Source organism: Oligoflexus tunisiensis (assembly GCF_001748245.1).
GTDB lineage: Bacteria > Bdellovibrionota_B > Oligoflexia > Oligoflexales > Oligoflexaceae > Oligoflexus > Oligoflexus tunisiensis.
This window is the reverse complement of record NZ_BDFO01000001.1, coordinates 6,966,164-6,991,345: the sequence shown is the minus strand read 5'-3', so window position 1 is coordinate 6,991,345 and position 25,182 is coordinate 6,966,164. Positions and strand designations below refer to the sequence as shown.

General features: G+C 51.3%; 21 protein-coding genes and 1 tRNA gene (1 of these 22 running past the window's edge). 12 read left to right on the top strand and 10 right to left on the bottom strand.

From position 1 onward, the window contains the following. Positions 1-74, top strand: partial view of a protein-glutamine glutaminase family protein gene (locus OLTU_RS29005; protein WP_141736220.1) — the 3' portion only. The gene continues 775 nt to the left of window position 1, outside the view; only the last 74 of its 849 coding nucleotides appear in the window; its start codon lies beyond the left edge, outside the window; its stop codon occupies positions 72-74. A 156-nt stretch (positions 75-230) separates the two neighbouring features. Then, on the top strand, positions 231-2,303 hold the full coding sequence (locus tag OLTU_RS29000) for an NERD domain-containing protein (RefSeq protein WP_176737061.1): 2,073 nt from the start codon (positions 231-233) through the stop codon (positions 2,301-2,303). On the opposite strand, the gene OLTU_RS28995 is transcribed toward OLTU_RS29000, so the two are convergent. Further along, the gene (locus OLTU_RS28995; RefSeq protein WP_141736218.1) at positions 2,300-3,253 is read right to left on the bottom strand and encodes an isopenicillin N synthase family dioxygenase; all 954 of its coding nucleotides are present in this window, start codon (positions 3,251-3,253) and stop codon (positions 2,300-2,302) included. The two genes, OLTU_RS29000 and OLTU_RS28995, sit on opposite strands and share 4 nt — an antisense overlap. A 200-nt stretch (positions 3,254-3,453) precedes the next feature. Further along, positions 3,454-4,734: a penicillin-binding transpeptidase domain-containing protein gene (locus tag OLTU_RS28990; protein WP_141736217.1), complete on the bottom strand. Its 1,281-nt coding sequence runs from the start codon at positions 4,732-4,734 to the stop codon at positions 3,454-3,456. A gap of 202 nt (positions 4,735-4,936) precedes the next feature. Here OLTU_RS28990 and OLTU_RS28985 point away from each other — a divergent pair, with 202 nt between their 5' ends. The 6 genes from OLTU_RS28985 (at position 4,937) to OLTU_RS28960 (ending at position 11,056) form a co-directional block, all read left to right on the top strand. Next, on the top strand, positions 4,937-6,139 hold the full coding sequence (locus OLTU_RS28985; RefSeq protein WP_281181256.1) for an LptF/LptG family permease: 1,203 nt from the start codon (positions 4,937-4,939) through the stop codon (positions 6,137-6,139). 118 nt (positions 6,140-6,257) lie between these two features. Further along, positions 6,258-7,490, top strand: a complete 1,233-nt coding sequence (gene fabF, locus OLTU_RS28980) for a beta-ketoacyl-ACP synthase II (protein ID WP_141736215.1) — start codon at positions 6,258-6,260, stop codon at positions 7,488-7,490. Positions 7,491-7,626: 136 nt separating this feature from the next. Continuing rightward, positions 7,627-8,625 (top strand): pyruvate dehydrogenase (acetyl-transferring) E1 component subunit alpha, encoded by a 999-nt coding sequence (gene pdhA / locus OLTU_RS28975; protein WP_176737060.1) that lies wholly within the window; start codon positions 7,627-7,629, stop codon positions 8,623-8,625. Between the two features lie 19 nt (positions 8,626-8,644). Continuing rightward, positions 8,645-9,622 carry a pyruvate dehydrogenase complex E1 component subunit beta gene (locus OLTU_RS28970; RefSeq protein WP_141736214.1) on the top strand — a complete coding sequence of 326 codons (978 nt, stop codon included), beginning with the start codon at positions 8,645-8,647 and terminating at the stop codon, positions 9,620-9,622. 18 nt (positions 9,623-9,640) lie between these two features. Further along, on the top strand, positions 9,641-10,927 hold the full coding sequence (locus tag OLTU_RS28965; protein ID WP_141736213.1) for a dihydrolipoamide acetyltransferase family protein: 1,287 nt from the start codon (positions 9,641-9,643) through the stop codon (positions 10,925-10,927). A 54-nt stretch (positions 10,928-10,981) separates the two neighbouring features. Then, positions 10,982-11,056: transfer RNA gene (locus tag OLTU_RS28960), tRNA-Arg, on the top strand. Between the two features lie 328 nt (positions 11,057-11,384). Here OLTU_RS28960 and OLTU_RS28955 read toward each other — a convergent pair. The 3 genes from OLTU_RS28955 to OLTU_RS28945 all read right to left on the bottom strand — a co-directional run bounded on the left by OLTU_RS28955 (position 11,385) and on the right by OLTU_RS28945 (position 14,334). Then, positions 11,385-12,548 carry an IS4 family transposase gene (locus OLTU_RS28955; RefSeq protein WP_141730814.1) on the bottom strand — a complete coding sequence of 388 codons (1,164 nt, stop codon included), beginning with the start codon at positions 12,546-12,548 and terminating at the stop codon, positions 11,385-11,387. Between the two features lie 335 nt (positions 12,549-12,883). Next, positions 12,884-13,756, bottom strand: a complete 873-nt coding sequence (locus tag OLTU_RS28950) for a nucleotidyl transferase AbiEii/AbiGii toxin family protein (RefSeq protein WP_141736212.1) — start codon at positions 13,754-13,756, stop codon at positions 12,884-12,886. Further along, a complete protein-coding gene (locus tag OLTU_RS28945) occupies positions 13,753-14,334 on the bottom strand; it encodes a type IV toxin-antitoxin system AbiEi family antitoxin domain-containing protein (protein WP_141736211.1) in 582 nt (193 codons plus the stop codon). The genes OLTU_RS28950 and OLTU_RS28945 overlap by 4 nt, the downstream gene beginning before the upstream one ends. A gap of 671 nt (positions 14,335-15,005) precedes the next feature. Between OLTU_RS28945 and OLTU_RS28940 the strand changes: the two genes are divergently transcribed. The 3 genes from OLTU_RS28940 to OLTU_RS28930 all read left to right on the top strand — a co-directional run bounded on the left by OLTU_RS28940 (position 15,006) and on the right by OLTU_RS28930 (position 16,821). Next, on the top strand, positions 15,006-15,302 hold the full coding sequence (locus OLTU_RS28940) for a hypothetical protein (RefSeq protein ID WP_141736210.1): 297 nt from the start codon (positions 15,006-15,008) through the stop codon (positions 15,300-15,302). A gap of 8 nt (positions 15,303-15,310) precedes the next feature. Next, the gene (locus OLTU_RS28935) at positions 15,311-15,505 is read left to right on the top strand and encodes a YwbE family protein (protein ID WP_141736209.1); all 195 of its coding nucleotides are present in this window, start codon (positions 15,311-15,313) and stop codon (positions 15,503-15,505) included. A 125-nt stretch (positions 15,506-15,630) separates the two neighbouring features. Continuing rightward, complete coding sequence (locus OLTU_RS28930) at positions 15,631-16,821, top strand: MFS transporter (RefSeq protein WP_176737059.1); 1,191 nt, start codon at positions 15,631-15,633, stop codon at positions 16,819-16,821. 313 nt (positions 16,822-17,134) lie between these two features. Here OLTU_RS28930 and OLTU_RS28925 read toward each other — a convergent pair whose 3' ends face one another. Then, entirely contained in the window at positions 17,135-17,881 is a 747-nt protein-coding gene (locus tag OLTU_RS28925; protein WP_141736894.1) for a Bax inhibitor-1/YccA family protein, read from the bottom strand. A 357-nt stretch (positions 17,882-18,238) separates the two neighbouring features. Between OLTU_RS28925 and OLTU_RS28920 the strand changes: the two genes are divergently transcribed. Continuing rightward, positions 18,239-18,790: a hypothetical protein gene (locus OLTU_RS28920; RefSeq protein ID WP_141736207.1), complete on the top strand. Its 552-nt coding sequence runs from the start codon at positions 18,239-18,241 to the stop codon at positions 18,788-18,790. 133 nt (positions 18,791-18,923) lie between these two features. Here the strand turns inward: OLTU_RS28920 and OLTU_RS28915 are convergent, their stop codons facing one another. The 4 genes from OLTU_RS28915 to OLTU_RS28900 form a co-directional block, all read right to left on the bottom strand. Next, on the bottom strand, positions 18,924-19,589 hold the full coding sequence (locus OLTU_RS28915) for a class I SAM-dependent methyltransferase (protein ID WP_141736206.1): 666 nt from the start codon (positions 19,587-19,589) through the stop codon (positions 18,924-18,926). Positions 19,590-19,947: 358 nt separating this feature from the next. Beyond that, positions 19,948-22,071 carry a peptidase domain-containing ABC transporter gene (locus OLTU_RS28910; protein WP_141736205.1) on the bottom strand — a complete coding sequence of 708 codons (2,124 nt, stop codon included), beginning with the start codon at positions 22,069-22,071 and terminating at the stop codon, positions 19,948-19,950. Then, on the bottom strand, positions 22,058-23,365 hold the full coding sequence (locus OLTU_RS28905; RefSeq protein ID WP_141736204.1) for an HlyD family secretion protein: 1,308 nt from the start codon (positions 23,363-23,365) through the stop codon (positions 22,058-22,060). Before OLTU_RS28905 ends, OLTU_RS28910 begins: the two co-directional genes overlap by 14 nt. Positions 23,366-23,470: 105 nt before the next feature. After that, a complete protein-coding gene (locus OLTU_RS28900) occupies positions 23,471-24,835 on the bottom strand; it encodes a TolC family protein (RefSeq protein WP_141736203.1) in 1,365 nt (454 codons plus the stop codon). Positions 24,836-25,182 lie beyond the last annotated feature (347 nt).

The following is a 25,182-nucleotide window of genomic DNA, read 5'->3' as shown; positions in this document are numbered from 1 at the left end:
GAAACGGCGTTTCGAGCTATTGGGGAGAAGCTGCCAAGGACTGCTCGGCGGCCATGTCAGGCTACTATAAATGAGGAAAGCCTGAGAGCAGCCTTGGGTGACGCCTGTCAATGCACTTGACAGTCAGCCCCCCGTTTTCTGAAGCAATGTCCAAGGCCTGCCTTCCGACAGGGATGGACTGCATCTTGAAAGAGTTCCCCCGGCGCAATCCGCGCCTGAGGGAACCCCTGATGGCACGACTTTACCCGAATACAGACAAGGCCCGTGTTATCTTCGCCAGCCAGGCGGAGGAACAGTTTTACCAGCACTGCAAACAGCTCAGCAGTGACTGGACGGTTTATTACTCCTGCACTCTCACCGGTATCGAAGGTGATCAGGGCCTGACGGATAATGAAATCGACTTTGTCCTCTATCATCCGCGCTACGGTCTTATCGTGATGGAAGTCAAAGGCGGGCGGATCTCCTACAACCCTGACAACCTCCAGTTTTATACTGAAAACCGCTTTGGCGAACGATTCACGATCAAAAATCCCTTTGCCCAGGCCTTGAACTGGAAAAGCCGTTTCCTGCGCTATCTGAGAAAGAAAAACGTCAAAGTCCCCATGACCCACATGGTGTGTCTGCCGTCGGTGCATGAACAGGATTTTCCTGATCGCCCGGATGTCGAGACGATGCTTCTGATTGGCCGTCAGCGCCTGGAAAATCTGGAGAAAGCCCTGACGCAAGCGGTAACCGCCGCCCAGCCTGAACGGTTCCTGCAGTTTGAAGACGCTGCCGACGCTCTGGATAAAATTCTGCGCGGCTCGCATTACACCAGCCGGCTTTATATCCGCGATTATATCGATCAGCATGAAAGCAAGGTCAAGGATGTTGAGCATATTCACGACACCCTGATCTCGCCGATGGTAAGCACCAAACGGCTGGCCGTCGAAGGCGAAGCCGGTACCGGGAAAACCATGCTGGCCATGGCCCTGGCCAAGCACTTCCGGGATCTCGGGCAGACGGTCCTGATCCTGTCACCGAATCCGGTTCTGAACCAATATATTCAGGAGCAGGTCGGCAGTCGCATCGAGGTGCAAACCTATGCGGAGTTCGCCTCGCACTTCGGCGTGGATATCCTCAAGCGCGCGCCGGATTTCGAAGGCAGTCGCGAGGACTGGATCCAATACGTGGGGCCGGAGCGTCTCAAGGCCTCCATCCTGAAAAGCACCAAACGCTTCGATGTGCTGCTCTGTGACGAGGCTCAGGATGTGCAGCCCTTCTGGTGGGAATCGATTGAGGCCTCGCTGCAGAGCCCCGAGAGTCACTTTTATATCTTCTTCGATCGGAGCCAGGGTGTCTTCGGTTCCGGCTCTTCTGAGGGCCATTTCGTGCCCGAGGATGTGCTTCCGATCAGCACCCCTTACTTTCCTCTGGTGAATAACTATCGCACGACCAAGGAGATCTCGACCTTCTCGCGCAATTTTCGGACGGGACGGCAGATCCTGAACAGCCATTCCGGCCGACTCGGATATATTCCTGAGCTGATTTTGTACAAGGATGGGGCGGAAGCGCAGGAAAAGATTCAGGAACTTGTAACACGCCTTTGTGACCAGGAAGGGCTGCGAAGCGCAGAGATTACAATCCTGTCAGCACGACGCCCCTTGCAGGAGGGGTCGGTCCTCCAAAATGTTCAGAAATTAGGCAATTTTGAACTATGCGATATTGGCAATAATCGAAAAGCACCAAGGACCCAGCAAACCCTTGCTGTATCTACTATTCAGGCCTTTAAGGGCCTTGAAACCTCGGTGGGCATTATCGCCAACCTGAGTGAATACAACATGCCGCTGAGCAATCCGATTATGGCGAGCCTGCTGTACGTGGCCTGCACGCGGGCCAAGCACATGTTATATATTTTACTCCAGGATGATGATCCAAAAAAGGAGGCCATCCAAAAAGCTATTGATGCCATCAGCAATAAAGGGTCCCTGGTCATTGGTGAAAATTCGCATGACCATGCTTATGCAGGGACGGTCAGTTACTTCAATCCGGAACGCCTCGGATGGCTTACGGTTGAAGACCCGAGTCTGCAGCGCTCGACGCTGATGTTCTTTCCATGTGACTTGAAGGATATAAGCAAGGATAAAATAGAAGTGGGTACCCGCTTGAGTTTCCGGGTGCGGCTCGAAGGTTTTGCACCGATTGCAACGGATTTGAAATTGATCAGGACGACCCCGCTGGAAAGCGAGGCGCCTGTTATCAAAAAAGTGGAAAAAACCAGGAAAATAAAGCCAAAGAACGCGAAAAAGAGCGGCGTGGCTTAAGCCAGACCAATCTCTTTCAAACGCTGCATCAGATATTCATCCGCCGTGATGTTCGGATAAACCTGCTTGCCACCTGTGGCTGCAATGCATGAGGGCAGCGGGTTCAGGGACACTTCACCGCGCGCATGCACAAAGAAGGGCGCAGAGTAACGACGTTCACGGCTGTTATCCGGATTCACCACGCGATGCGTGGTCGACTTGAAAAAGCCGTTGGTCAGGTTCTGCAGCATATCGCCGGCATCCACGATAATACAGCCTTTGGGTGTGACCACAGGCACCCACTGATTGCGACGATCCAGGATTTCAAGTCCGGATGCTGTGGCATCAATCAGCAGCGTAATGAGGTTGATGTCCTCATGAGCCCCGGCGCGAATACTGTTGGGATCACGATCCGCAGGAACAGGCGGATAATGGATCAGACGCAAAATCGAATTCCCATCGACCGCAGTATCACGAATCGAGGATTTTTCCTCGCCAATATACAGGGCGCAGGCTTCCAGAATGGAAAAGGCCGCGGACTCCAGACGACGATAAACGTCGACCATCACGCGGTGGAAATCCTTCAGCTCCTTGGGCCAGACGTTCGCAGGATAATGAGCGGAGCGTGGATGTTCGGCCGATAGTTCCTGACCCACATGCCAGAATTCTTTCAAATCAGGAGCCTTGGAATCCTTCGCATGCTCCTTGCCAAAGGATGTGTAACCGCGCTGGCCTTTGAGTCCAGGCACCTCGTACGATCGCTTGGTGGCCTCGGGCAGGTTGAAGAGTTCAGCAGTCTGAGCGTAGGTGTCGCGGATCAGCTCGGGACTCACGGTGTGATTGGTCAGAGCGAAGAAACCCATTTCCCGCAAGGCATTGCCCACGTCTTTAATGAAGCGGTCCTTCTGCTCCGCTGTGCCGTGCAGGTAGTCATGAAGATCGACGACAGGGATCGAGTAATGCGAACTCATGGAACTCTCCTCATCGAGGTCTGAAAAAAGGTGCTGTAACGGTGGCTCTTGACTAACAAAACCCACAAAGGACTGCAAAGTCCATCTTTCGCTAAAACATATCCAAAATTTCGAAGGCCTGGTCTGGCCCTTGGCATACATAAATAATAAAGGCGCTTCCCCTTGCAGGGAAACGCCTCATTTTGCGGTTTGAGTCAGACTTAATGGGTTTTGCCACTCTTCGCACTCGACTCATGAGAAGCCGATTTGCGCGCGGTTTTCATGGGGCTGTCCGGGCCATTCCGATAATCGTAATAAGCCATAATGGATTCGGCCGCGAGGTTGGTGGCTTTGAAACGCCAAAGATTTTCCAGCATCACGACCGCGGCCACCGCAATTTCGGGGTCCTCCAGAGGGTAGATGCCGGCGAACCAGGTGGTCAAACCCTGAGGATGATTGCCGGTCAACGTTCCCGTTTTTCCACCTACCTCCGTGCGCAAAAGGCGCAAACGACCGCGGCTGAATGCATGCTTGGCGGTTCCGTCCATGACGGTTGAATCCATAATGCGTTTCAAATTAATGGCGGTTGATTCTTCAAGAACCCGGGTTCCTTGATTGGGCTTGTTGGCTGGTGTGTCCTTGAAAAAGCGCAGGGGCATCGCGATGCCGTTGTTCGCAATCACGCTCTCCTGCCAGGCCGCGTGTACGGCAGAAATGGAAACGGATCCAAATCCGGCAGCAAACTTGCCAATGGTATGGATGCTGGATGATGTCGCTTTGGGTTCGCGCAGAGGACTGGGCGGCACCAGGAAGTCGGCAGGCAGCGACTGATTGTTCCAGCCAAGTCTCTTGGCCATGTTCAGAATGGGGCCGAGACCGATCCGATTCACCGCAAGCTTGGCAAAGAAACCATTACAGCTGTTGCCATAGGCGCGACGCAGGCTCAGGCCATGCCTGGGATTGCGGCTTTCCTTGGGCGGCCAAATGCCGCGCGGATGCACGTGCGAGCAGCCTCCAAACATGCTGAGGGTTGCTTCCGTGTCCAGTTCCGCAATTTCAAACGCTGTCGCGGCCACAACCGTCTTGAACAGAGAGGCCGTTGGAAACCCGATGTGCAGGGCTGAATGCGTTTCGGCACCCCACTTGCCGGGGTCCTCTCCCTGTGTCATGGCGAGGATTTCCCCGGTTTTCACATTGATTATGACCACGGCTGCGATGGGGCTGCCGCCATTGCGAATAAAACGCGAGATTTGATTCTGAATTTGAGGCACGATAGTGACAGGACGACCCGCCAGGAGGGGTGTGCTATCGGTATCACTCCATTCGGGCAGGTCAAGGGGCAGGGTGGTGACACTCTGCGGCTTGCTGCTGTCCGCAACGGGTTGAGAAGCTGTGGTATCGTCGCCTTTCTGAGCCGAGGACTGCTGACAGGCAAGACAACCCGCCAGCCACAGAAGAGAAAAATAGAGCCGGCCCCGGCGAGTAGTATGGGAGTTTGACACTCTTATCCTCTACCATTATAAAGGTTTTTTTATGGTTGGATCGAAATTTTGAGCTGTTATGAGCCTATTATACAGGATCAGAAGATTTTTTACACGGCCTTGGATACTATTGCAAACTCTGCGTTCTTGCTCATGGACGCGCAATCCGCGATAATATTGGGTCGGGCCGTATAGGAGTTGCGTTATCACTCTCTTTTTCTACTTGATTCTGGAAATCATGCCGCAGTTTGTGACGGTGTTTTGCGTCATGAGCGCTGTCATCGTGATCTCGCAGCTGGTTCGGCTTTCGGAAATTCTCGTGACTTTCGGTCTTTCCGTTGAAAACCTGCTCCTGCCTTTTCTCTTTATCCTGATGCCCTTCATTTCCATCATTGTACCCATCTCGATCATGTTTGCCATCCTTTTAGCATTCAGTCGCCTGTCTGCGGATGGCGAATTCACGGCCATGATAGCTTCAGGATACTCCCTGCGTCGCGCCCTGCGGCCAGTCATGGCGATCACGTTCGTCGCCTGCCTCATCGCCTTGGTGGGCGCGGTTTACTTCGAAGCCTGGGGCCGACGTGAGACGCTGCAGTTCTATCATCGCAAAACTCAGACTGAATTAGATAACATGATTCGCTATCGAATGAAGCCTGGAGTTTTTCTCGATGACTTTCTGGGTTACGTGCTCTACGCCGAGCATATCTCGCCGGATCGCACGCGTTTTGAAAATGTGATGCTCGGCCCTGGTCACAACACGCAGAATCAGCACTTTACTCTGCTCGCGCCAGCCGCTGCCATCACGGGTTCGGTGGAAACAGGTGATTTGCGCATGTCGTTTGACTATGGAATCATCTACACCACCAAGGCTGACAATGATGATGTATCCGTCATCAAATTCAAACGCGCCGAACTCGATCTGCTTTCGATTTTCCGCGAGCAGATTTTTGGTCCCGGATCCACGGAAGACGACTATCGCAGCTATACACCCATTGAGCTGAGCCGCTTTATCGATTCGCTCAAGGACACCAAGGATCCCAAGGAGCGGGAAACCTGGCAAAAGGCACGGTTTCTTTTTCATCAAAGACTCAGCATGCCCTTCGCGTGTTTCGCTTTTGCACTCTTCGCCATGGTGCTCGGAATCCAGGATGAACGGCGCGGGAAGAGTCATGCCTTTCTTGGTTCCAGTCTTGCCATCGTCATCGGCTACATTGCCATGATGTCATTTAAATTCCTGACGGAAAAAGGACTGCTCTCCGCACCTTTAGGTGCCTGGTTGCCGCACATAATCATGACAGCTTTTGGTGTCTTTTTGGTCTACCAAAAGAACCGCCTGCCACCCTCGGAATCCGTCTTTGATTTACGTCATATTCCCGGCTTAAGGAATTTGCGTAGGCGTGCTAAAATGCGCGCAGACTACGGGTGACGAGCATACAACTGATCGCTGGTCGAGCCGCTGCAAGCGTGATATGACTGGGGACACTCTTGGATGAGGGTTCAGCCGGGTCTAGGCGATAGCCATTCAACAGCTTGAAGGTGGAGTCATGAGACGAGTTGTCATCACAGGTTTGGGAATCGTTGCACCGACCGGTAACAATGTACAGGAAGCCTGGGAGAATGCCGTCGCTGGTCGCTCAGGAACCGCCCGCATTACCCTTTACGATCCCACAGGGCACCGGGTTCAAGTGGCCGGTGAAGTTAAAAATCTAAAAACTGACGGCGTCATTGACCCCAAGGACGCCAATCGACTCAGCCGCTTTATCATTTTTGCAACCATGGCATCCGATGAGGCCCTGAAAGACAGCGGACTGCCGCTGGATGTGAATCAGGACCGCAATGGCTGTGTCATCGGTGTCGGAATGGGCGGCATTGCTGATATCGAAGAGTCGACCAAAACATTGATGGAAAAAGGTGAGAAACGCATCTCGCCATTCTTTATTCCTTACGCCATACCTAACATGGCAGCCGGGTTTGTATCCATTCAGTATGGACTGCGTGGACCGAATGCCTGTACCGCCACCGCGTGTTCCAGTGGAACGCATGCCATCGGTGAAGCCTATCGCTTCATTCGTGATGGTCTGGCGGATGCCATGGTTTGTGGTGGCGCGGAAAGTGCTATAAGTCCTCTGGGGATTGCGTCATTCGCTGCGTTAAAAGCGCTCAGTACAAATAATGACGAACCCGAACGGGCTTCACGACCTTTCGACCTGAATCGCGATGGCTTCGTGATGGGAGAAGGGGCCGGCATTCTGGTTCTGGAAGACCTGGAAAGCGCCAAAAAACGTGGGGCGAAGATTTATGCCGAGGTTATCGGCTATGGTCTTTCCGGTGACGGACATCATATTACGGCGCCTCGTGAACGGGGCGAAGGTGGACGTCGATGCATGCAGATGGCACTGGATTCAGCAGGGCTGGTGCCGGAAGACATCGACTATATTAATGCCCATGGAACGTCGACCAAGATCAACGATCAGTATGAGTCGGAAGCGATCATGGATCTCTTTGGCGCTCATGCCCATAAATTGGCGATCTCCTCGACCAAGGGTGTGACAGGGCACTGTCTCGGCGCAGCGGGCGGCATCGAGGCAGTCTATACTGCGCTGACGATTCATCGCAGTCTGGTGCCACCCACGGCGAATTTTGAGACGCCGGACCCGGACTGTCCGTTGGATTACACGACTCGGGAAGCCATCGAGAAAAAGGTGCGTGTCGCCCTGTCGAATTCCTTCGGATTCGGAGGCACCAACGCGACGATCGCCCTTCGTCGCTACCAGTAAAATGTATTTTTTCAACCTGCTGTTTGGTGTACAAGCAGCAGGTTGTTGTTTTTTTTGGCCATGCCAACTAAAAAGACAGCGGCAAAGCCCAAAAAATTCGTAATTTTACAAGATCTCAAGTTTTGAAGGGTGAGAAATGACTGCGAAGAAGAAGACTCCCTTGGAGCGGGCTCCCTTGGAGCGGGCTCTCCTTGTCCAGATGTACAAGGACATGGCCCTGTTCCGCAGATTTGAGGAACGTGTAGGTCTGGCCTACACCAAGCAGAAGTTTTCCGGCTTCTGTCACCTCCACATCGGCCAGGAAGCTCTGGCGGTTGGGGTGCAGAGCGCTCTCCGTGATACGGATTACATGCTCAGCGGTTATCGCTCCCACACCCAGGCCATTGGCAAGGGCATTTCACCCGAAGCGGTGATGGCGGAGCTCTTCGGCAAGGTCGATGGCTGCTGCCGTGGCAAAGGCGGATCGATGCATATGTTCAGCAAGGAGCATCGTTTCCTCGGCGGTCATGGAATCGTCGGCGGGCAGACTCCTATCGCGGCTGGCGTGGGTTTTTCCATTCGTTATCGCAATGAAGATGATGTCTGCGTTTGCTATATGGGTGACGCCGCCACCAACCAGGGGCAATTCTTTGAAGCCATGAACATGGCCGCGACCTGGGACCTGCCGGTGCTGTTCATCATTGAAAATAACAAGTACGGCATGGGTACCGATATCCGGCGCACCACCTCGGTGGACGCTCTGTGGAAGCGTGCCCTTGCTTTTGATATGGCTCATTCGGATGTCGATGGCATGAACGTGGTTACCGTTCATGAGCATGTGAAGGCCATCGTCGATCAGATGCGCAAGGATCATAAGCCTTATCTCCTCGAAGCTCTGACCTATCGTTACCGCGGTCACTCGGTGTCCGATCCCGGAACCTACCGGACCAAAGAGGAAGTCGAAGACTATCAGAAAAACCGCGACCCCATTTTGCAGCTCGAACGTTATATGACAGAGCTGAACCTGGCGTCGGAAGCTGAGTTCAAGGCCTGGGACAATGAGGCCAAGGAACGTGTGAAGGCGGCGGAGGAGTTTGCGGATAACTCGCCGAATCCGCCGGTTGAAGAGCTGTGGGACCACGTTTTGGTTCCTTGAGGGGAAGGAGAAAATACAAATGGCGATTATATCAGTTCGTGAAGCCCTGGGTCAGGCGATGGCCGAAGAGATGGAACGCGATCCGAACGTGTTTCTGATGGGCGAGGAAGTTGGTCTTTATAATGGTGCTTATAAGGTTTCCAAAGGTCTTTTGGATCGCTTTGGACCACGTCGTGTCTGGGATGCGCCGATTTCCGAACTCGGCTTTGCCGGTTTAGGTGTGGGCGCGGCGATGACGGGCACGCGGCCCATTATCGAATTCATGACCTGGAACTTTGGGATTCAGGCCCTGGACCAGATCGTCAACCACGCTGCAAAAATGCTTTATATGTCCGGTGGACAATTCAATGTGCCGATCGTCTTCCGCGGTCCCAATGGGGCAGCGCACATGCTCGCGGCGCAGCATAGCCAGGCTTATGAGCCGATGCTCACCAACATTCCTGGTTTGAAAGTGGTGACCTGTTCCACGCCTTATGATGGCAAGGGTCTTCTGAAGTCCGCGATTCGGGATAACAACCCCGTGTTGTTCCTGGAAAGCGAGATGATGTACGGCCTGAAAGGCGAAGTGCCGGATGAGGAATATGTTATTCCCCTGGGTGTCGGCGACATCAAGCGCGAGGGCACGGACGTGACCGTCATCGCCTGGAATAAGGTTCTGCATAAGGTGACGGAAGCTGCGGAAATCCTGGCCAAGGACGGCATTTCGGTCGAGATTCTGGATCCGCGCACGCTGCAGCCTTTGGACGAGGATTTGATCTTTGCCTCCGCCCGGAAAACCCACCGTGTGGTGATCGTTGAGGAAGCCTGGAGTTTTGGTTCGGTGGGTTCGCAGATTGCCGATCGCATTCAATTGGAATGCTTCGATGATTTGGATGCACCGATCGGTCGCGTGACCAATGAATTTGTTCCCATGCCTTACAACGAGGCCCAGGAGGAGCGAGTGTTGCCCTCTGTGGAACGCATTGTGGCAGCGGTGAAAGAAGCTCTTTACCTTTAAAACGCAGCAGGAAGTGTTATGGCAGAAGTCATAGAAATGCCCAAGCTCAGCGACACCATGGAAGAAGGTGGAATCGCTGCCTGGTTGAAAAAAGAAGGTGATTTCGTCAAGGAAGGCGAAGCGTTTGTCGAGATTGAAACCGACAAGGCGACGATGGAGTACAATTCCCCGGTCGAAGGCACGCTGCTCAAAATATTGGTGCCAGCGGGCAAGGCTACTGCCTTGAATGAGCCCATCTGTGTGATCGGTGAGAAGGGCGAAAGCTTTGACCTCGGAAAATTGGGTGGCAAGGCGCAAAAGGAACCAGCCAAAGCTGAAGCTCCGAAGACGGCAGCTGCTGCGGCTCCGGCTCCTGCGAGAGGTCCGGCCCCTGCACCCGCGAAGGCGCCAGCCCCGCCTGCCGGCGAGCGTTTTCGGGCATCGCCGCTTGCCAAAAAAGTGGCGGAAGAAAAGCGTATTGATCTGCATCAGCTTCAAGGCACAGGGCCGAACGGTCGCGTTGTGATTCGCGATGTGGAGCAGGCTCTGGCCGGTGGCGGCGCCGCGCTTAAGTTGGCCACGCCGGCGAAGGAAATCACAACTCCGGTTCAGCCGATTCCTTTGCCCCAGATTGGCGATCAGGATATTCCTGTGAACATGATGCGCAAGACGATTGCCAAGCGTTTGCTTGCGGGTAAAAACGAGGCGCCGCATTTCTATTTGACCCGTTCTGTCAACATGAGTCGCCTGAATGCCTGGCGTCAGCGTTTGAATGCCGAGGCCGAAGCTCAAAAGCAGCCCAAAGTGAGCGTCACGGATCTTCTGATCCTGGCCGTATCGCGGGCGCTGATGAAGCATCCCGAAGTGAATTCCTCGTGGCAGGGTGATTTTATTCGTCGTTACGGAGCCGCGCACGTGGCTGTGGCCGTGGCGATTCCTGATGGTCTGATCACTCCTGTGGTCCGGAATGCCAACCAGCTGGGGGCTCGGGATATTGCGCAAATAACGAAGGACCTGATCGGGCGGGCCAAGTCCGGTTCCCTGAAGCCTGATGAATATCAGAATGGGACCTTCTCCATTTCAAACCTGGGAATGATGGGTATCGAACACTTCACGGCCATCATCAATCCCCCCCAGGCCGCAATCCTGGCCGTTGGGGCGACCGTCCCCACCCCTTGGGTCAATGAAGCGGGTGCGGTGGAGGTTCAGCCACGGATGACCATGACCATGTCCTGCGATCACCGCGTCGTGGATGGGGCTGTGGGCGCGACCTTCCTGCAAACCCTGGCCTCGTACCTGGAAGATCCCTTGCTGATCCTGTCTTAAGCTGTTACTAGAAAATTGAAGGGGTCTCCGCGAGACCCCTTTCCGCGTCTGAATGGCCCTATAGTTAAATGGATATAACGGTCCCTTCCTAAGGGACAGTTCTTGGTTCGATTCCAGGTGGGGCCGCCATCTTTTGAAATCAAAGACAAAATCAAATTTAATGATAGATGCGGGCCCGCTTCGCGGTCCCAAGGCTTTATGTTGTGCCTGCTTCGCAGACTAAGAGGGGCTCTCCCAAATCGTAGCAATGGCGTTCGGTTTAGACTTCGTGCCTGAATCTATGTCATTCGGATCTTGACCCACTTTCCAATTGGCCTCCTGGACTTTCTTTCGTAACTTCTGTTGGGTCTAAAACGCTGCCTATATCGACCGACTCGAATGAACAAGGCTGAAAAACATTCAATTAGGCGCTTCTTTCCTGCGGCGAAAAGAATTGGCAATTGGTCACGGATGCTTATCAAGCAATTCTTGAAATTGACGCGAAACGGTTCGCACGTGGTTCGTTCTTTTTTTTAATATAGCGCTTTTTTCGGAAGCTTTTTTCGGCTAAAGGCAAGTTTGATTCAATTTCATTCGAAAATATTCTACCCAAAGTTATCAAAAGCATTTGCGCGAATATCTCTTGTTTTACTGACGACTCACATCGTCCATGGAAAGTCTCTATTTCCGTAACCCGCTTCAAAGTTTTGAAAAGATCCTCTATGTCCCATCGTTTTGCGTACAGATCCATCAGCCGATCTGGCGAATAGGCGTCCTTGTCCAGCAAAGTTGTCACCAAATAATATAGATTTCCTTTGATTCTGTATTTTACAAGACGGAGACGAATGCGATCCAACTGCCTTAATCTCAGTCTGGCCTTTACACGTCTCGTGTATCGTGAGCTATCCGGCTTTATGTCAATTTCATTGTCCATCGTGCGACGCTCAATAAGCTTCTGGAGTCGACCCATGTTCCCTTTACTTTTTATTCTAAAAACAGCATGAATGCCTCGCGCTATGTGCTCTTTTGCCAAGTCGTAACTGAAATAACCTCGGTCATAGACGACCACGTCTCCTGCCTTTAGATAATCGAGATGCAGAGGAACACATATGCGCTCACTCATGAGTGGCTCAAGCTGGAAATCGTATGGGATCTTTGATGCGAGATCAAACAAGCAACTTAATAATCCTTGTGGATAATGGCACGACTTATTCGACGGCATGTACCCATTCTCTTTGAGTTCTACTGGGAGATTGATTTTACTGGCATCAATCGCAAATATGCGGTGTCCAAGCCACTTATTGCTTTCGCCGCGGCCCTGCATGTATGCTTCAATAATTTCACAATGGATATCTCGAAAGACTTTGGGGTTTAATTTGGATCGCGCTTCAGAAAAGGATGAAGCTGATATTGGCTTTGAAGAGCGGAGTCTGGGAATAGCGAACTGCACTGCAGGCCAAAGTGAAGAAATGCTCGAGCTATAGCCTTGCCTAGAAAATGATATGCGAAGAAGAATTAGAATGAGAAGAAAAGAATCAACCTTGCGTTTTCTTACTATCCACTCTTTGTCATACCGGGATGCAATCTTTCGGACGATAGCGGAAATACTATTCCAGAGCCTTGCGAATTGATCATCGTCCATGATTAGAATTCTCCAACTTGTGATAATAGAGTCACTTGAAGGAGTCTATCCCATCATTTTATCAACTTTAATAGGAGGTTATATTCATAACCGAATGCCATTGCAAATCGTAGTGGGTCCATCTCTGGAGCCCTTTACCGGCACATGTTCAAAACCCTGAGTCGATAGTTTTTGAACTTCTTAGAACCCTAATAGGGCTGATGGTAAGCCTTGGCAAGTGCTTTCGGAAAACAATACCCAGCCAATCCTTCGAGCGCTGAATATAGCGGAGTCGTCACCTGCTTTCATGTCCTTCAACTCAGCAAATGCTTTTCAAATGATATTGCAGCTCTCCATCAATCTGAAGAAACCCTTAAAACCCGAGAGTAAAAATCTGAGAGAGTTTTCATTCCCATTTCTAATGTTGTTTCGCGAAGGCTGCAATTTTTTGCCATGGTCTCATATTCACCATGCCAAGAAAATGGCGGCATGCTGATTGTTGAAGGAATTTCGTGCGTGGCTCGATGTTTGAATATGTCCTGGAGAGCTTGCCGGCACTCCTGCTCATCGACGTCATGCTGATTTATTATGATCACAAGATCGATGAGATCCTTGACTCTGCTGTTTCCTTTTTCGCGCGGTTTTGTAAGAGCATGGACTTTCTCGGCGAATTTTTGAGGCGACGTTATGGTCGTGGCTTCAGAATCGACGTCTGCTATTTCATTAAGAGTTTTTGTTTTGACTTTCTCTATCCTGGATTTATCTAGAAAGTCTTCATGCGTAACATCTATCAGGAATGCTTCGAATTTTCTTCCATCCATCTTTGCAGTGACAGGATATCGATAACCACCGATGTCCAATTCGAGCGAAGCCCGTCCGAATTCAAAGTCAAAGTATTTGCTTGGCCAAGTGTCTGGTTTAATATTGGAAAGATCTTCGAGAGTCATTCTTATCGAAAATTCGACATTATCAGTGGCTGTTTTGAGTCGATATACGAAGTCCATGTCTCGTGTCGGTCTTGCTTTAAGCGTATGCGCTGGATTTTTGAGTTCCATGGCATAACCGCCTTTCAAGATAAATGTGCCATCGCCAGAAATACGTTCCAGCAAAGCGTCAAATGCAAATTTTCGGCGTATTGTGCTAATGTCAGAACCATCTTTTTCGGCTTTTTGCCTGATACGATCTTCGATAGCGCTTCGGGCGGCCTTTGCATCTTTATAGTCTCTCAATCACTGTTCTCCAGACTTGTAAAGAGTTTGCGAATTTTGACTTCCTCAGAGGCTTTAATGAGTCCTATATCAAGAGCTTTTTCAAAGGTGTTTTTGAGGAGAGTCATTTGGCCTAGATGATATTTTAGAGAGATCGCAATTGCATCAGCCGCTCTTTGCAGGGGAAGACCGTTGTGAAAATGGATCTGGCCTTCTGTAATCTGGCTATCGAGTTTATATGTTTCAAACGTCAGTGGAGGCTTCTTTTCAGTTTTGTAGTTGGCCTCAACGACGAACTGAAGTGACGAAGGCATGAGTTCGGTGATGCCCATGATGTCAAGCGCAGAGATGGCGCCGATTATTCCATAATAGCCACCATTTGGCTTTTTGAAAAATGATGACATCATATGATAGTCCTCGTGCTCTCCTGATGGAACGAGGGTCATCCTATACAGGCCAGTTGCCACCTTTTTGAGGGTGCCTGTTTCGACGAGGTGCCGGATGCTGCCATAGGCAATGCCGAGTTGAGCTATTTCAGCGGCGGTTATAAAACCGCCGCTTTCTATAGATCGCTCCAGTATTTTATCTTTGGCTGTCACAACTGCATTCCTGACATGTTAACGTTCATAGACTAATATCGGTATATTTAACAGTGGTTTAAGAGAAACCACAAGAAATTTGTGGTTTCCTATAAGTAATTGTAATTAATAATATTTTTGTCACACGAACAAGTCAGAATAGAGAGGTAGAACGCTAAAATGACGATGCCGCTTGAACCCAAGGGATCAACAAATCCAAGCGATTTCTTTTGAGATTCCGAAAAGAGTTGAGCACACCTGCAATGATTTCAGTGCGTTCTGTGCGCGCCTTCTAAAACTTACTCGAAATCAAAATCAAACAGGTTGATTTTCAACCCCGCCGTTTGCCTATTTTTTCGTCACGATTTTGGGTTCGATTCCAGGTGGGGCCGCCATCTCCTTCGTCAGAGCCGAAAAATCCAGAATCCAAGCTAGAGTGGTGCCAGCGTTGCGGTCACCTGGACTTTTATAGGCGTTTGATAGACTGAAGCGCTTTATTTTCCAGTAACTGCTTTTTCCAGTAGAGCAAGACGCCGTTCAAAGGTCCGCCATTTTTCTGCAATTCTCACACAGCAGACTCCTTTCGAAGAATTCAACTTGCCTTAAGCGCGCTCTCATCACAAAAGTACATTATTCCGTCACCACTTGCTGAATGAGAGGAATGCCAAATCAAGACTGAAAAATACCTGATCGTGTTCGGCGAGCACCCTGAACAGCAGATCAAACGTCATCTGGATAAGATCAAGTCTTACAAGGAAGCCCAATGGCTTTACGATGGCCTTCTCTATCAGGAGGAGGATTTGAGCGAGGATATCGTGAACATTATCTTTCGGGATCCAAAATTTGCCCCGAATGCCGTTATGGACAATAGCAAGTGGCTTTCGCCGCAGCTATTTGGCAATAATCAGCAAGTCTGGCGAGCGGCTCTCGCGCAGTGCTTTGCGATGACGGCTCGTCATCAGATACACTGCTTTTCGTATGTGGATTGAGGTCAACTATGGACGGAACTCAACGCCAATCCATCAAAGTCGGTCTGAAAGTTTCCATCGTTCTTAAGAAGGATCAAAAATCAGGTCATTTAACCGAAGGAATCGTCAAAGACATCCTCACGAACTCGTCTTATCATCCGCATGGAATCAAAGTCAGGTTGGAAAATGGCGAGGTAGGACGGGTCAAGGAGATTCATCCGTAGAAGCGAAAAAGAATAATGAGACACTTGCCGTCCTCGTTTGATGAAAACCGGGTGCTTTCCTTTCGGAGCTGGTCCATGATGATCGGTAGGACGATTCCTATTGGATGCAGGCCGGGAGTGAAACGTTGGCAAAGTTTCCGAAGAACGTATGGGTCCTGGTCGTCGCAGCACCACTGACGATGTCGGTAACCTCTGTTATGGTCCTGGCTGGCAGCTTCCTCGCTCGGAATATCGCGCCAAGGCCGGAACTCGCGACTCTTCCCATAGCTTTTATAGTCATCGGCATGGCTGGGGGTGTGGTGCCCTCGATTTATCTTATGAAAAAGTGGGGCCGGCGCACGGGTCACCTTGTGGGTATCAGTGCTGCCCTGCTGGGATCCCTGCTGGCCATGACAGCTTCACTGCTTGGAATTTTCGCCCTGCTTCTTTTCAGCTCACTGTGTTTCGGCCTGAGCCAGGCTTTTGTTCAGCAGTACCGCTTCGCAGCCATTGAAAGCCTCGATGACCCCAGGCAAACGCCCCAGGTGCTTTCGTTTCTTATGCTGAGCGGTATTGTAGCGGCCTTTATCGGCCCTGAAATCGCGGTCCGCGGCAAGGACTGGATTCCCTCAGCCGCAGGTTTTGCCGGTTCCTTCCTGCTCCTGGCGCTCTTCAGCGCCACATCGTTTATCATCATGCTGAATTTTAAGAATCCGGTCTTCAAGCAGGAGATCATAGCCAGCCCGAGCAGGGGATTGTCCGAGATTGCCCGACAACCTCTTTTCCTCCTGGCCATGCTTGCAGCTGTCGTCGGCAATGGGGTCATGAGTTTTTTGATGACCGCGACGCCCTTGAGTATGCATGATATCGACGGGATTGGCCTCAATCACACCAAGCAGGTGATACAAAGCCACATTATAGCCATGTTCGCCCCCTCACTCGTGTCCGGGTCCTTGATTAAAAAGTTCGGCATCGCACCGATACTGGTCGGCGGGTCCCTCATTTATGTCGCGACCCTCGTGATGGCCTGGAGCGGACACCAGCTCCTCCATTACTGGTGGGCTCTGGTCCTGCTTGGATTAGGATGGAATGCTCTCTTTCTGGGAGGCACGACCCTTCTGTCCCAGTGCTATGCTCCCCACGAGCGATTCAAGGTGCAGGCCTTGAATGATTTTTCGGTGTTCTTCCTCCAGGCTTTGGCGTCGCTTTCTGCAGGATGGATCCTGTTCCGATACGGCTGGTCCATGATTGTGATCATCGCCGCGCCTTGTGTCCTTTTTATTCTGATGTTCTGCCTCTGGTACCTCGGACTTCATTGGCGTCGCCGGCCAATATAGTGGATACCAAGGCGGATCGCATTCTCCCGCATCTGCATATTGCTTCAGTGCTTGAATGGGGAGTTTCGGGGAACCCCTCACCCGGACAACTCTATGATTAAAGGGTGGATCGCCCTGGAAGTTCCATGCGATTAAGCTGATGATCGTAAAATACCGAATTTTTCCAGATTATTGCATAAGAGCCTCACTTGATGCCTGTTGTGTAACATCATAGTCAGACCCTTTGGATTGTTTGTCCTGCGTGGCGGGTGCTTCGGGAAAACAGGGGCATACATCGTGTCCCTGGCCTTCCCCGGAGACGACGAAGGATGACCTAACGCCGACTCCCTTGTAACTTGGAAAGCAAGCGCAGGAACTCCAAATAGAGCCAAATCAAAGTCACCATGAGGCCGAAGGCCGCATACCATTCCATGTACCTGGGCGCCCTGCGCCTGGCTCCCTCTTCAATGAAGTCGAAATCCATGACCAGATTGAGCGAGGCGATTACGATCACGAAGAGGCTAAAGCCGATGCCGATGATGCCCCCTTCATGGACGTAGGGGATGCGGACGTTGAAAAAACCGAGGACCATCTGCAGCATGTAGAAGAGGAAGATCCCGCCCGTGGCCGCGGCGACGCCGAGCTTGAAGTTCTCCGTGACTTTGATGAGCCCTGACTTGTACGCCATCAGCAACGCCAGGAGCGTTGTAAACGTCAAGCCGACCGCCTGGATAACGATGCCGGGGAAGCGCGCTTCGAAAAAGGACGAGATACCGCCCAGCGCCAGTCCCTCGAGCGCCGCATAGAGCGGAGCCGTCACGGGTGCCCAAGTCTTCTTGAAGACCGTGACGAGAGCCACCACAAGGCCGCCGAAGACTCCCACCATCATATACAGATTGATGGCGCCGGGATCGCGCATGGTAAAGAACAGGTTCCAGACATAATAGGCTGGCACCAGCAGAATGAGGAGCAGGACCAACGTCTTGTTCACCGTTCCCTGAATCGTCATCTGATCCGCGGGTGATTGAGCCAGCGTGCCGCGAAAGGTGTCGGTGCTGAGGGCTGGGTTTGATGAGCGCATCATCGTCGAGGTCTCCCTTACGGTTGCCGTCATAAAAAGATCCGGGTCTATCCTAACATCGTTCTCAGGCCTTGTGCCAACCTCTTGATGACCCGGTTCTGTATGCAAACTACATGGAAAGCGCTTTGATCTAAGCAAAATCGAGAATATTGAAATGTCAGATGGGACGCCCCAGCCTTAAATTCTGTGTATGCATGGTCCCGAGGTTCACGGCCCACGGACCCATTCTTGAACGCAGATCCTGCACCTTTTAGATGCGCATAACGATATAATATTGCTGGTCTATATTTACCAATTTCAGGTTTTCTCACGGTATTCCGATACGTTTTCTGCACATTGACTGAAAGGAAAAAAGCCATGGCAGGACTCGTATCCCAAGTTTTTTCTGTGTTGATTTCGTTGACTCTGGTGCTTTTTCTGGGCGCCTGCGGTCAGAGTAAAAAATCCGGGGGCACAGCAGCTGCATTGGCTCCCATTGCAGCAGAAAACACCGGGGTTACGTCCGGCAGCGGTGATGCCGTGGCTGTCCCTGCTGACCAATGTAAAGAGGACGACAACGAAGGTGAGGATGAAGAAGATGACATTGAGGTCGAAGTGGAAAATGGTTTGGCTCTGAAAAAGGATAAACCAAAGAAAGATAAGAAGGTCTGTGTTCCGAGCACGGGCGTAGGTTCCAATCCTGCTGCGACCGGTTCAGCTTCTTTAGTGGAAGGCCAGAAAATATACACTGCCAATTGCCAGATCTGTCATGGAGCTCTTCCAGGACAAAAGCAGGGCCGGTCAGCGGAGGCGATTCTTGCCGCTGCCTCGCTTGGGACACACAAGAGTATCACGCCATGGCCGGCAGCCGCTGCCTCGACGCTTTCTGCGGAACTTGCAGCAGAATCCCTGGCCTTGGTGTTGAAATAAGCTTTTGAGGTCTGTGGCCTCCCATGTTGGGAGGCCTGGCCCAGCTTTCGCTCAGCTTGTTGTATAGTTTCCGAACATTGGGCGGGCGTTGTTCTGATTCACGGACAGCGGAGGTCGAGGCTGGAGATTTGTTTTATTTCAGGCCAAGGCCGAAAGCGAGAGCGTTCGCGCCTAGGAATTTGGCTCCATAGGGATTGGCCATAGCCTCGTCCTGAGTGGTTTCCACCCAGTGGTTGGCCTGATCCACGCGCCGCATGAAAATGATGCGTTGGAAAGGAAGCCTGTTTTCCACAAGGGCGCGATCCAGATGTTTATTGTAGCCGATAGGAAAACCTATCAGCACATTGTCGGGAGTCCTGACCATTTTCCTCAAAGCTTCAAGGGCCTGGATGGGCTTATTGGGGTCTTTGATTTCCTCGTCAAAACCTATGTGCTCCAAAGTGGAAATCGAAGCAATGGCGTCATACTGCTTCCTGGGCACATAGTCGACGATATCCGTATTGATCGCGTCACGATGCTTTTCGTATTTGTCCACGACATCATGCGAAAAAGTGCCGAAGTATCGCGAGACGTTTCCGAGTTCGAGAATGTTTTTTCCTCGATGACGTTCCAGAAACTTCAGAAGGATAGGCACTTCCACACAGCGTTCATTGCGCCAGGTAGCTGTATAAGGGAAAGCGGCATAGTGATAGGTCTCGCCGTCATAGTGGAATGACTCACGGCTATACGTCAGAAACTTATAAGGGTAGGTCACATACACGGAAACTTTGTCAGCAAGCTGAAACAGCGTTGAAGCCAAGCCCCGCTCTTTCCATAGGGTAAAAAAACGTCGACTCAAACGTGTAACTTCTGACATATTTGGACCTGCTCAAAGTAAAGCGGAGGATTAAGTAGGCTCCTGATTTTTACCTTAGCCCTGCCGCTTCGTCAATCTTGTAAGCTTAGTTTGCCTGTCGGTAAGAGTTCTTATCTCTGCGGTACATAGTGAGTGATCTTGGCATAAACATTTTGAAATTAATAAGCGTAATCTTCGATGCCGCCAGCGTAGCAAAATGCCACCTAGAAAACTCATTTCATCGGGAACATGTCGCGAAATCCTCCGCCCCATAAATCATCGCAAAGTTTGGCTGTCCAAAGTCGGATCAACTCATGATGAGTCACCGAACTTCGAGCCAAAGCTGACCTGCCCTTTCTTCCAGAAGCTTATTGTCGGACAACCTTAGGACGCGTTCAGCTGATGCAATCGTTTCAGGGCGATGGGCAATGATTATACGGGTAATCTTGAGTTCTTTGATCGCGTTATTAATGGCCCGTTCCAGGTCAACATCGAGGTTGCTGGTCGCCTCGTCCAGGAAGAGGATGCGAGGCTGTCGATAGAGGGCGCGTGCCAGGAGTATGCGTTGCTTTTGGCCGCCGGAGAGATCTGAGCCCATGTCGGAAACCAGACTATAATAGCCCATGGTCATCGCCATGATTTCGTCATGAATGCAGGCGATCATCCCACACTGTTGAATTCTTTCCATACTGGGTTCCGGGTCAAAGAACGCGATATTTTCTGCGACCGAACCTGTCAGCAGACGATCGTCCTGCATAACGGTTGCGACCTGACTGCGATATTCCACCGTGACCTTGCGGATATCATGGCCGTCCACCAGGACCTCACCCTTTTCAGGATCCAACAGACCCAAAAGAATCTTCACAAGAGTGGTCTTGCCTGATCCCGATGGTCCTGTAATGGCAACGGATTCGCCGCTGCGAATGTCAACACTGAGGTTTTCAAAAAGGTACGGTTCCTGTGGGCTGTAACGGTACGAGAGGAACCTCGCGGAAAGGCTCCCCTCCAGGCTGATCCGCGTGGGATTGGGCTGCATGAGCTCCTGATTCTGCAGAACAATGTCGCCCATGCGCTCCAAATGCAGGCTGAGAAGCCTGAAATCAAGGAATTTCTCAATAAGCGACGCCATTCTCTCGGTGAACTGGGTCTTGTAGGAAAGGAAGGCCACGAATACGCCGATCGTCAGGTCTCGATCGAGTACGCTTCTGGCGCCGAGATAGATAACCAGGAGGTTCTCCAAACCGAACAAAAGACGATTGGCAGCAGTGCCCCATATCTTCGCCTTGCTGGCGCGGACACTGGCGTTCATGACTTTCATGTAGAGCTGCATCCAAACTGTGATGCGGCTCCTCTCGCCGCCATAGAGCTTGATGGCTTGAATGCCACGAATGGTCTCCAGGAGATTGCTATTTTCCATGCCTTGGGCCAGGAGGACCTCTTCGGACGCCTGGCGATAGGCCCGATAGGCAATCGTTCGCAACACAGCATAAATGGCCAGCGTCGCCAGCACCAAAAGAGAAAGTCGTGGCGAATATGCTAGCATCAGGATAAAGGCCAGACTCATGATGACCCCATCAATCAGGACGGAGACAATCTCTTCGGTCAGGATGCGTTTGACAAAATCCAACGAACCAAGACGTGACATGATATCGCCGACGTGCCTTTTTTCAAAGTAAGTCAAGGGTAGATAAATCAGGTGCCGCACGAGATTACGGCTCATCTGCACGGCAAACTGGGAGCCAATATAAAGTACGATGTAATCACGCAGAAGATTAGCGACCGCATAGAATACGGCTACAAATCCAAAAGAAATGCACAGGAGATTGAGCAACGACAGATCGTGGCTCGTCACGACTTCATCGATCACGAACATGGAGAGATAAGGGCTTAAAAGAGTAAGCGCCAGGAGCGCGCAGCATACGGCCAGGAGGAGACCGACGCTTTTCTCTATACCGACCAGATTTGACCAAAACTGCGACAGGCGGATTTTCTGGGTGTAAACAACAGGTTTGAAATCTGCATGTGGGCTAAGCTCGAGAGCTACTCCTGTGAAGGATTTGGAGACCTCCTTCCACGCCAAGCGTCTCCTGCCGACAATAGGATCCAGGATGGTGACAGATTTGGTCGTCACCTTCTCGCATACGACGAAGTGGTTCATGTCCCAATGCAGGATGCAGGGAAGTTCCAGAGAATTCATATCGTCCAGTTCAACCCGAACAGGACGGGAGTCGAGTTTCAAGTCTGCTGCGATGTCTATAAGATGTCCAAGGTGGAGACCTCGCGATGAGACGGGGAAGCGAAGCCGCAGGGCGCTCAGGTCAATATCGTGGCCGTGGTAGTTTGCAATCATGGCGATGCAGACAAGGCCGCACTCGGTGACTTCCGTCTGCAGCATTGGCTGAAGAGACCGGCGCTTGAAGATCTTGTCAACGTCAGTCCATTCCATGCCAGCCCCGCGCTCTGTAGAACGGATCCATTATCCAGTCGATAAGGCGACGCCTGCCGAGGAGAATATCGGCCTCCAGGAGAAATGCCGCGCTTTGATCCACTTTTTTCAGTATGGTTTCGGCTTTGCCGATAAGCTCCGCTTTCACAAGAAATCGAGGTTCTTCAAGAGTCATGTTACTCAAGTCCTTTGGATGAATCGGTACGCGGCTAACGGTCTGCACTTTGGCTCGAAAGGTGCCGTATTTTGCAGGAGGAAACGCCTCCATTTGCAGCCATACATCCTGACCGTTCCTAATGAAAGGCGCTGCCTGGGAGGAGACGAACAAGTGGACTTCGAGGTCAGCATTTCCAGGAACCAGAGTAAAGAGTACCTGTCCCGATTGGACCGTCTGGCCCGAGTGAACGATGAGGCCACTCACGTATCCAGGACTGAAGGCCTTCACAACCATGCTCTCTTCGCTGTTAATGTCAATCAATCGAATCCGGATCTCAGTATCTTCTTCGTCCAGTTTGGATAGCTGCGATGCAAATGACTCTTTGAGTTTCTCGAGCTGCAGCTTTTTTTCTCTGGATGCATGGATAAAGCTGAATTTTCTGCGCGTTTCCTCAGCAATGGCTTCATCTATGCCGGTGACAGTGGCCAGATGGCTTTCGTATTCACTTCGGCTGATTACCTTTTGCTGATAAAGCCGCCGGGCAGCCTCAAAAGTCTTGTCGGCCTCAGCTTTCTGCCGCTGTTTGCTCAACAGGATTTGCTCGACCTGAGTACGGCTTTGATCATGGTCGTGAATCTGGTTGAAGAGCTCTTCCGTCTCGAGCTGAGACTTCTTCTTCAGTTGGTTTCGCTGGGCCTCAAGTTGAGCGATGCGGCCTTGCAGCTCAGTCTCCTGCTCCCTGAGTCGACCCTTGTTATTTCGGAGAAAGGACTCGCGGGAAATGGTGAGCAAGGGCTGACCCTCTTCAACCCAATCACCTTCCTTGACCATAAGTTCCACAATCGAGCCGGACACTTCAGACGATACCGTGGTCAGGCCCTGCTTGGGCAAAAGAATACCTGTCGCTCGTTCCTTGCGTTGGTAACTGCCAAATAGCAGTACAAGGATGCCAGCAATCGCCACCAGGCCGTAAAAAGCGACGATGGTCTGAAACCGGGGACGCCAGAGAATAACGACATCGCCAATGAGTTTATTGCCTTGTTCGGCCAGCACTTCTTTGCGAAAGAGATCGTACTCTTCATCCGAACCTTCCTCTGGAACTTCGCCTGGAGGGCTGAGATCGGGATTGGATTCCATAAGCAAAGGCTCCCTTGTCTTATAGGAATATCGGCATTTACAAGCATTTTTTGATAGGGACCGGTTGCATAATATGGATAAAACGGAGGGAAGCCTCAGTCATGTTCAGGGGATTGCGTTCTTTTGTTCGGTCAGGTCGTGTTGGCCGCAAAAATCAAAAAGCGTCTGAATTGCCTTATCATCAAGACGCCCTATGGCGTTCCAATGTGTCCAGAGGAGTGAAAAAAAGTCGTGAAGGGATCGGTAGTATATCTGATGGGCCTCGTGGAACTGAGACATTGGCGCCAGGGACGCATCGAAGGATTTCAGGCCATTTCTATGCTCTTCCATGACGGCAGAGAGATTTTTTCGGGCATATTCTTTGAGTCGGCGCGCGTGTTCAAAACGCTTTAGAAACAGGGCAAGTTTTTGTCCAATGTCTTTCTCCACCAGCTTTTGATTCTGGCGAACCTTCATCAACTCCATCTCGGCTATCGCAAGCCGGGTGGAGGCCAGGTGCGTCGCGTAACTGCTCCTCCATCCTTCAAATATGGTCCAGTTCAAAGATAAACCTACGGTCCTGAGTTCACCCGCCCTTGGCTCGACCAAACTGGTGGATCCCTGCGAGTCGATGGCGTAGGTTTGTGATGTACCTTTGAAAGACTGCCACTCTGCAAAGGCCGATATACGAGGCCAGTATTCAGCTTGGGCCTCGTTCAATGCACTTTGGAGACGCTTTTCCTTGAGAACTGCCAACGCCACATCGAAATCATCTCGGTGCGGCTCTGCCTGCAGGCTGTCGATCCAGCCTTTACTGGGAATAAATTCAGGCTTTCTCAGACACAGCCTCAAATCATCGAGTGCCGCCCAGGTTTTCAGCTGATTGACCAGCTCCGCAAGATTCACCTCAACCTGCTGGGCTTGAAGTTCGATCTGGCTGATGCTTAGGTCCCATTGAAGAGCATGGTCCCGAGTACGGAGTTCGCTATCCAGTGCCATCTGGCCCTGCTGCTTCAGGCGATCTGTCAGCGGATGGAAAACTTTGCGATAGTGGATCTGCTGATCAGCGAGAAGTACAGCCCGCCAGTAGGTGAGCAAAACAGCCAATCGCAGGGCATCACGCCTGCCCTGCAGGCGACGATAGTCCCACTCTCTCGTCATCCTGACCGCCTGCAGTCGATGCCATAATCCAAGATCAAATAGGACCTGCTCCACGCGTATGCTTGAGAGAATCCCGCGATCGGTAGCAGACAGCTCAGAATATTCACTGGTCTGATCAAAGTAGTTGATGTGGGTTGAAATCCGGGGGAAAAGAGCACTCTGGTCTACGCCAAATGATTCCTCAACCCCATCTTCTTCCAGCCGGATCGAGCGGATTTCTGGATGGTTATGCAGGATTTTTTCCCAATACTCCCAGACGGAAGAAAAGGCGATATCTGCGCCAAAGATCACGCTGAATATCAGGATCACTATGATTTGGTAAACCTGCAAACCTTACTCCCCTCTTCCGTGGAGCGTTTCGGCCTTTTTCTGGTTTCGGTTAATGCCCGAAAAAACAAGCACTGCAGTGTTCTCGAGAGAGAAAGGAAGCAGGGTCCATCCCGGAAAGAGGTGACCGTGCTTCATTTCGCTTTTTATACCAGGACCCTGCGTCGCTTGAGTAACTTGCAAAATCAGGACATAACATCGGGCATTGATTATGAAATAAATCTTAACTTGGGAAGGTGGAGGGCATGGCCGATAAGGGATGAAATTCAATGATCAAAATGGCCCCATCGGGGGTGTCTTCATCTGAATAGGAGAATTTCCATGAAAAAGCCAATCCCTGTGAAGCAAGT

Bases quoted from the DNA above. Each gene is read 5' to 3' on its own strand.
- OLTU_RS29000 (WP_176737061.1), top strand. From the start codon at position 231: ATGGCACGACTTTACCCGAATACAGACAAGGCCCGTGTTATCTTCGCC.
- OLTU_RS28995 (WP_141736218.1), bottom strand. From the start codon at position 3,253: ATGAGTTCGCATTACTCGATCCCTGTCGTCGATCTTCATGACTACCTG.
- fabF (WP_141736215.1), top strand. From the start codon at position 6,258: ATGAGACGAGTTGTCATCACAGGTTTGGGAATCGTTGCACCGACCGGT.
- pdhA (WP_176737060.1), top strand. From the start codon at position 7,627: ATGACTGCGAAGAAGAAGACTCCCTTGGAGCGGGCTCCCTTGGAGCGG.
- OLTU_RS28970 (WP_141736214.1), top strand. From the start codon at position 8,645: ATGGCGATTATATCAGTTCGTGAAGCCCTGGGTCAGGCGATGGCCGAA.
- OLTU_RS28965 (WP_141736213.1), top strand. From the start codon at position 9,641: ATGGCAGAAGTCATAGAAATGCCCAAGCTCAGCGACACCATGGAAGAA.
- OLTU_RS28955 (WP_141730814.1), bottom strand. From the start codon at position 12,548: ATGGACGATGATCAATTCGCAAGGCTCTGGAATAGTATTTCCGCTATC.
- OLTU_RS28935 (WP_141736209.1), top strand. From the start codon at position 15,311: ATGGACGGAACTCAACGCCAATCCATCAAAGTCGGTCTGAAAGTTTCC.
- OLTU_RS28925 (WP_141736894.1), bottom strand. From the start codon at position 17,881: ATGCGCTCATCAAACCCAGCCCTCAGCACCGACACCTTTCGCGGCACG.
- OLTU_RS28920 (WP_141736207.1), top strand. From the start codon at position 18,239: ATGGCAGGACTCGTATCCCAAGTTTTTTCTGTGTTGATTTCGTTGACT.
- OLTU_RS28910 (WP_141736205.1), bottom strand. From the start codon at position 22,071: ATGGAATGGACTGACGTTGACAAGATCTTCAAGCGCCGGTCTCTTCAG.
- OLTU_RS28905 (WP_141736204.1), bottom strand. From the start codon at position 23,365: ATGGAATCCAATCCCGATCTCAGCCCTCCAGGCGAAGTTCCAGAGGAA.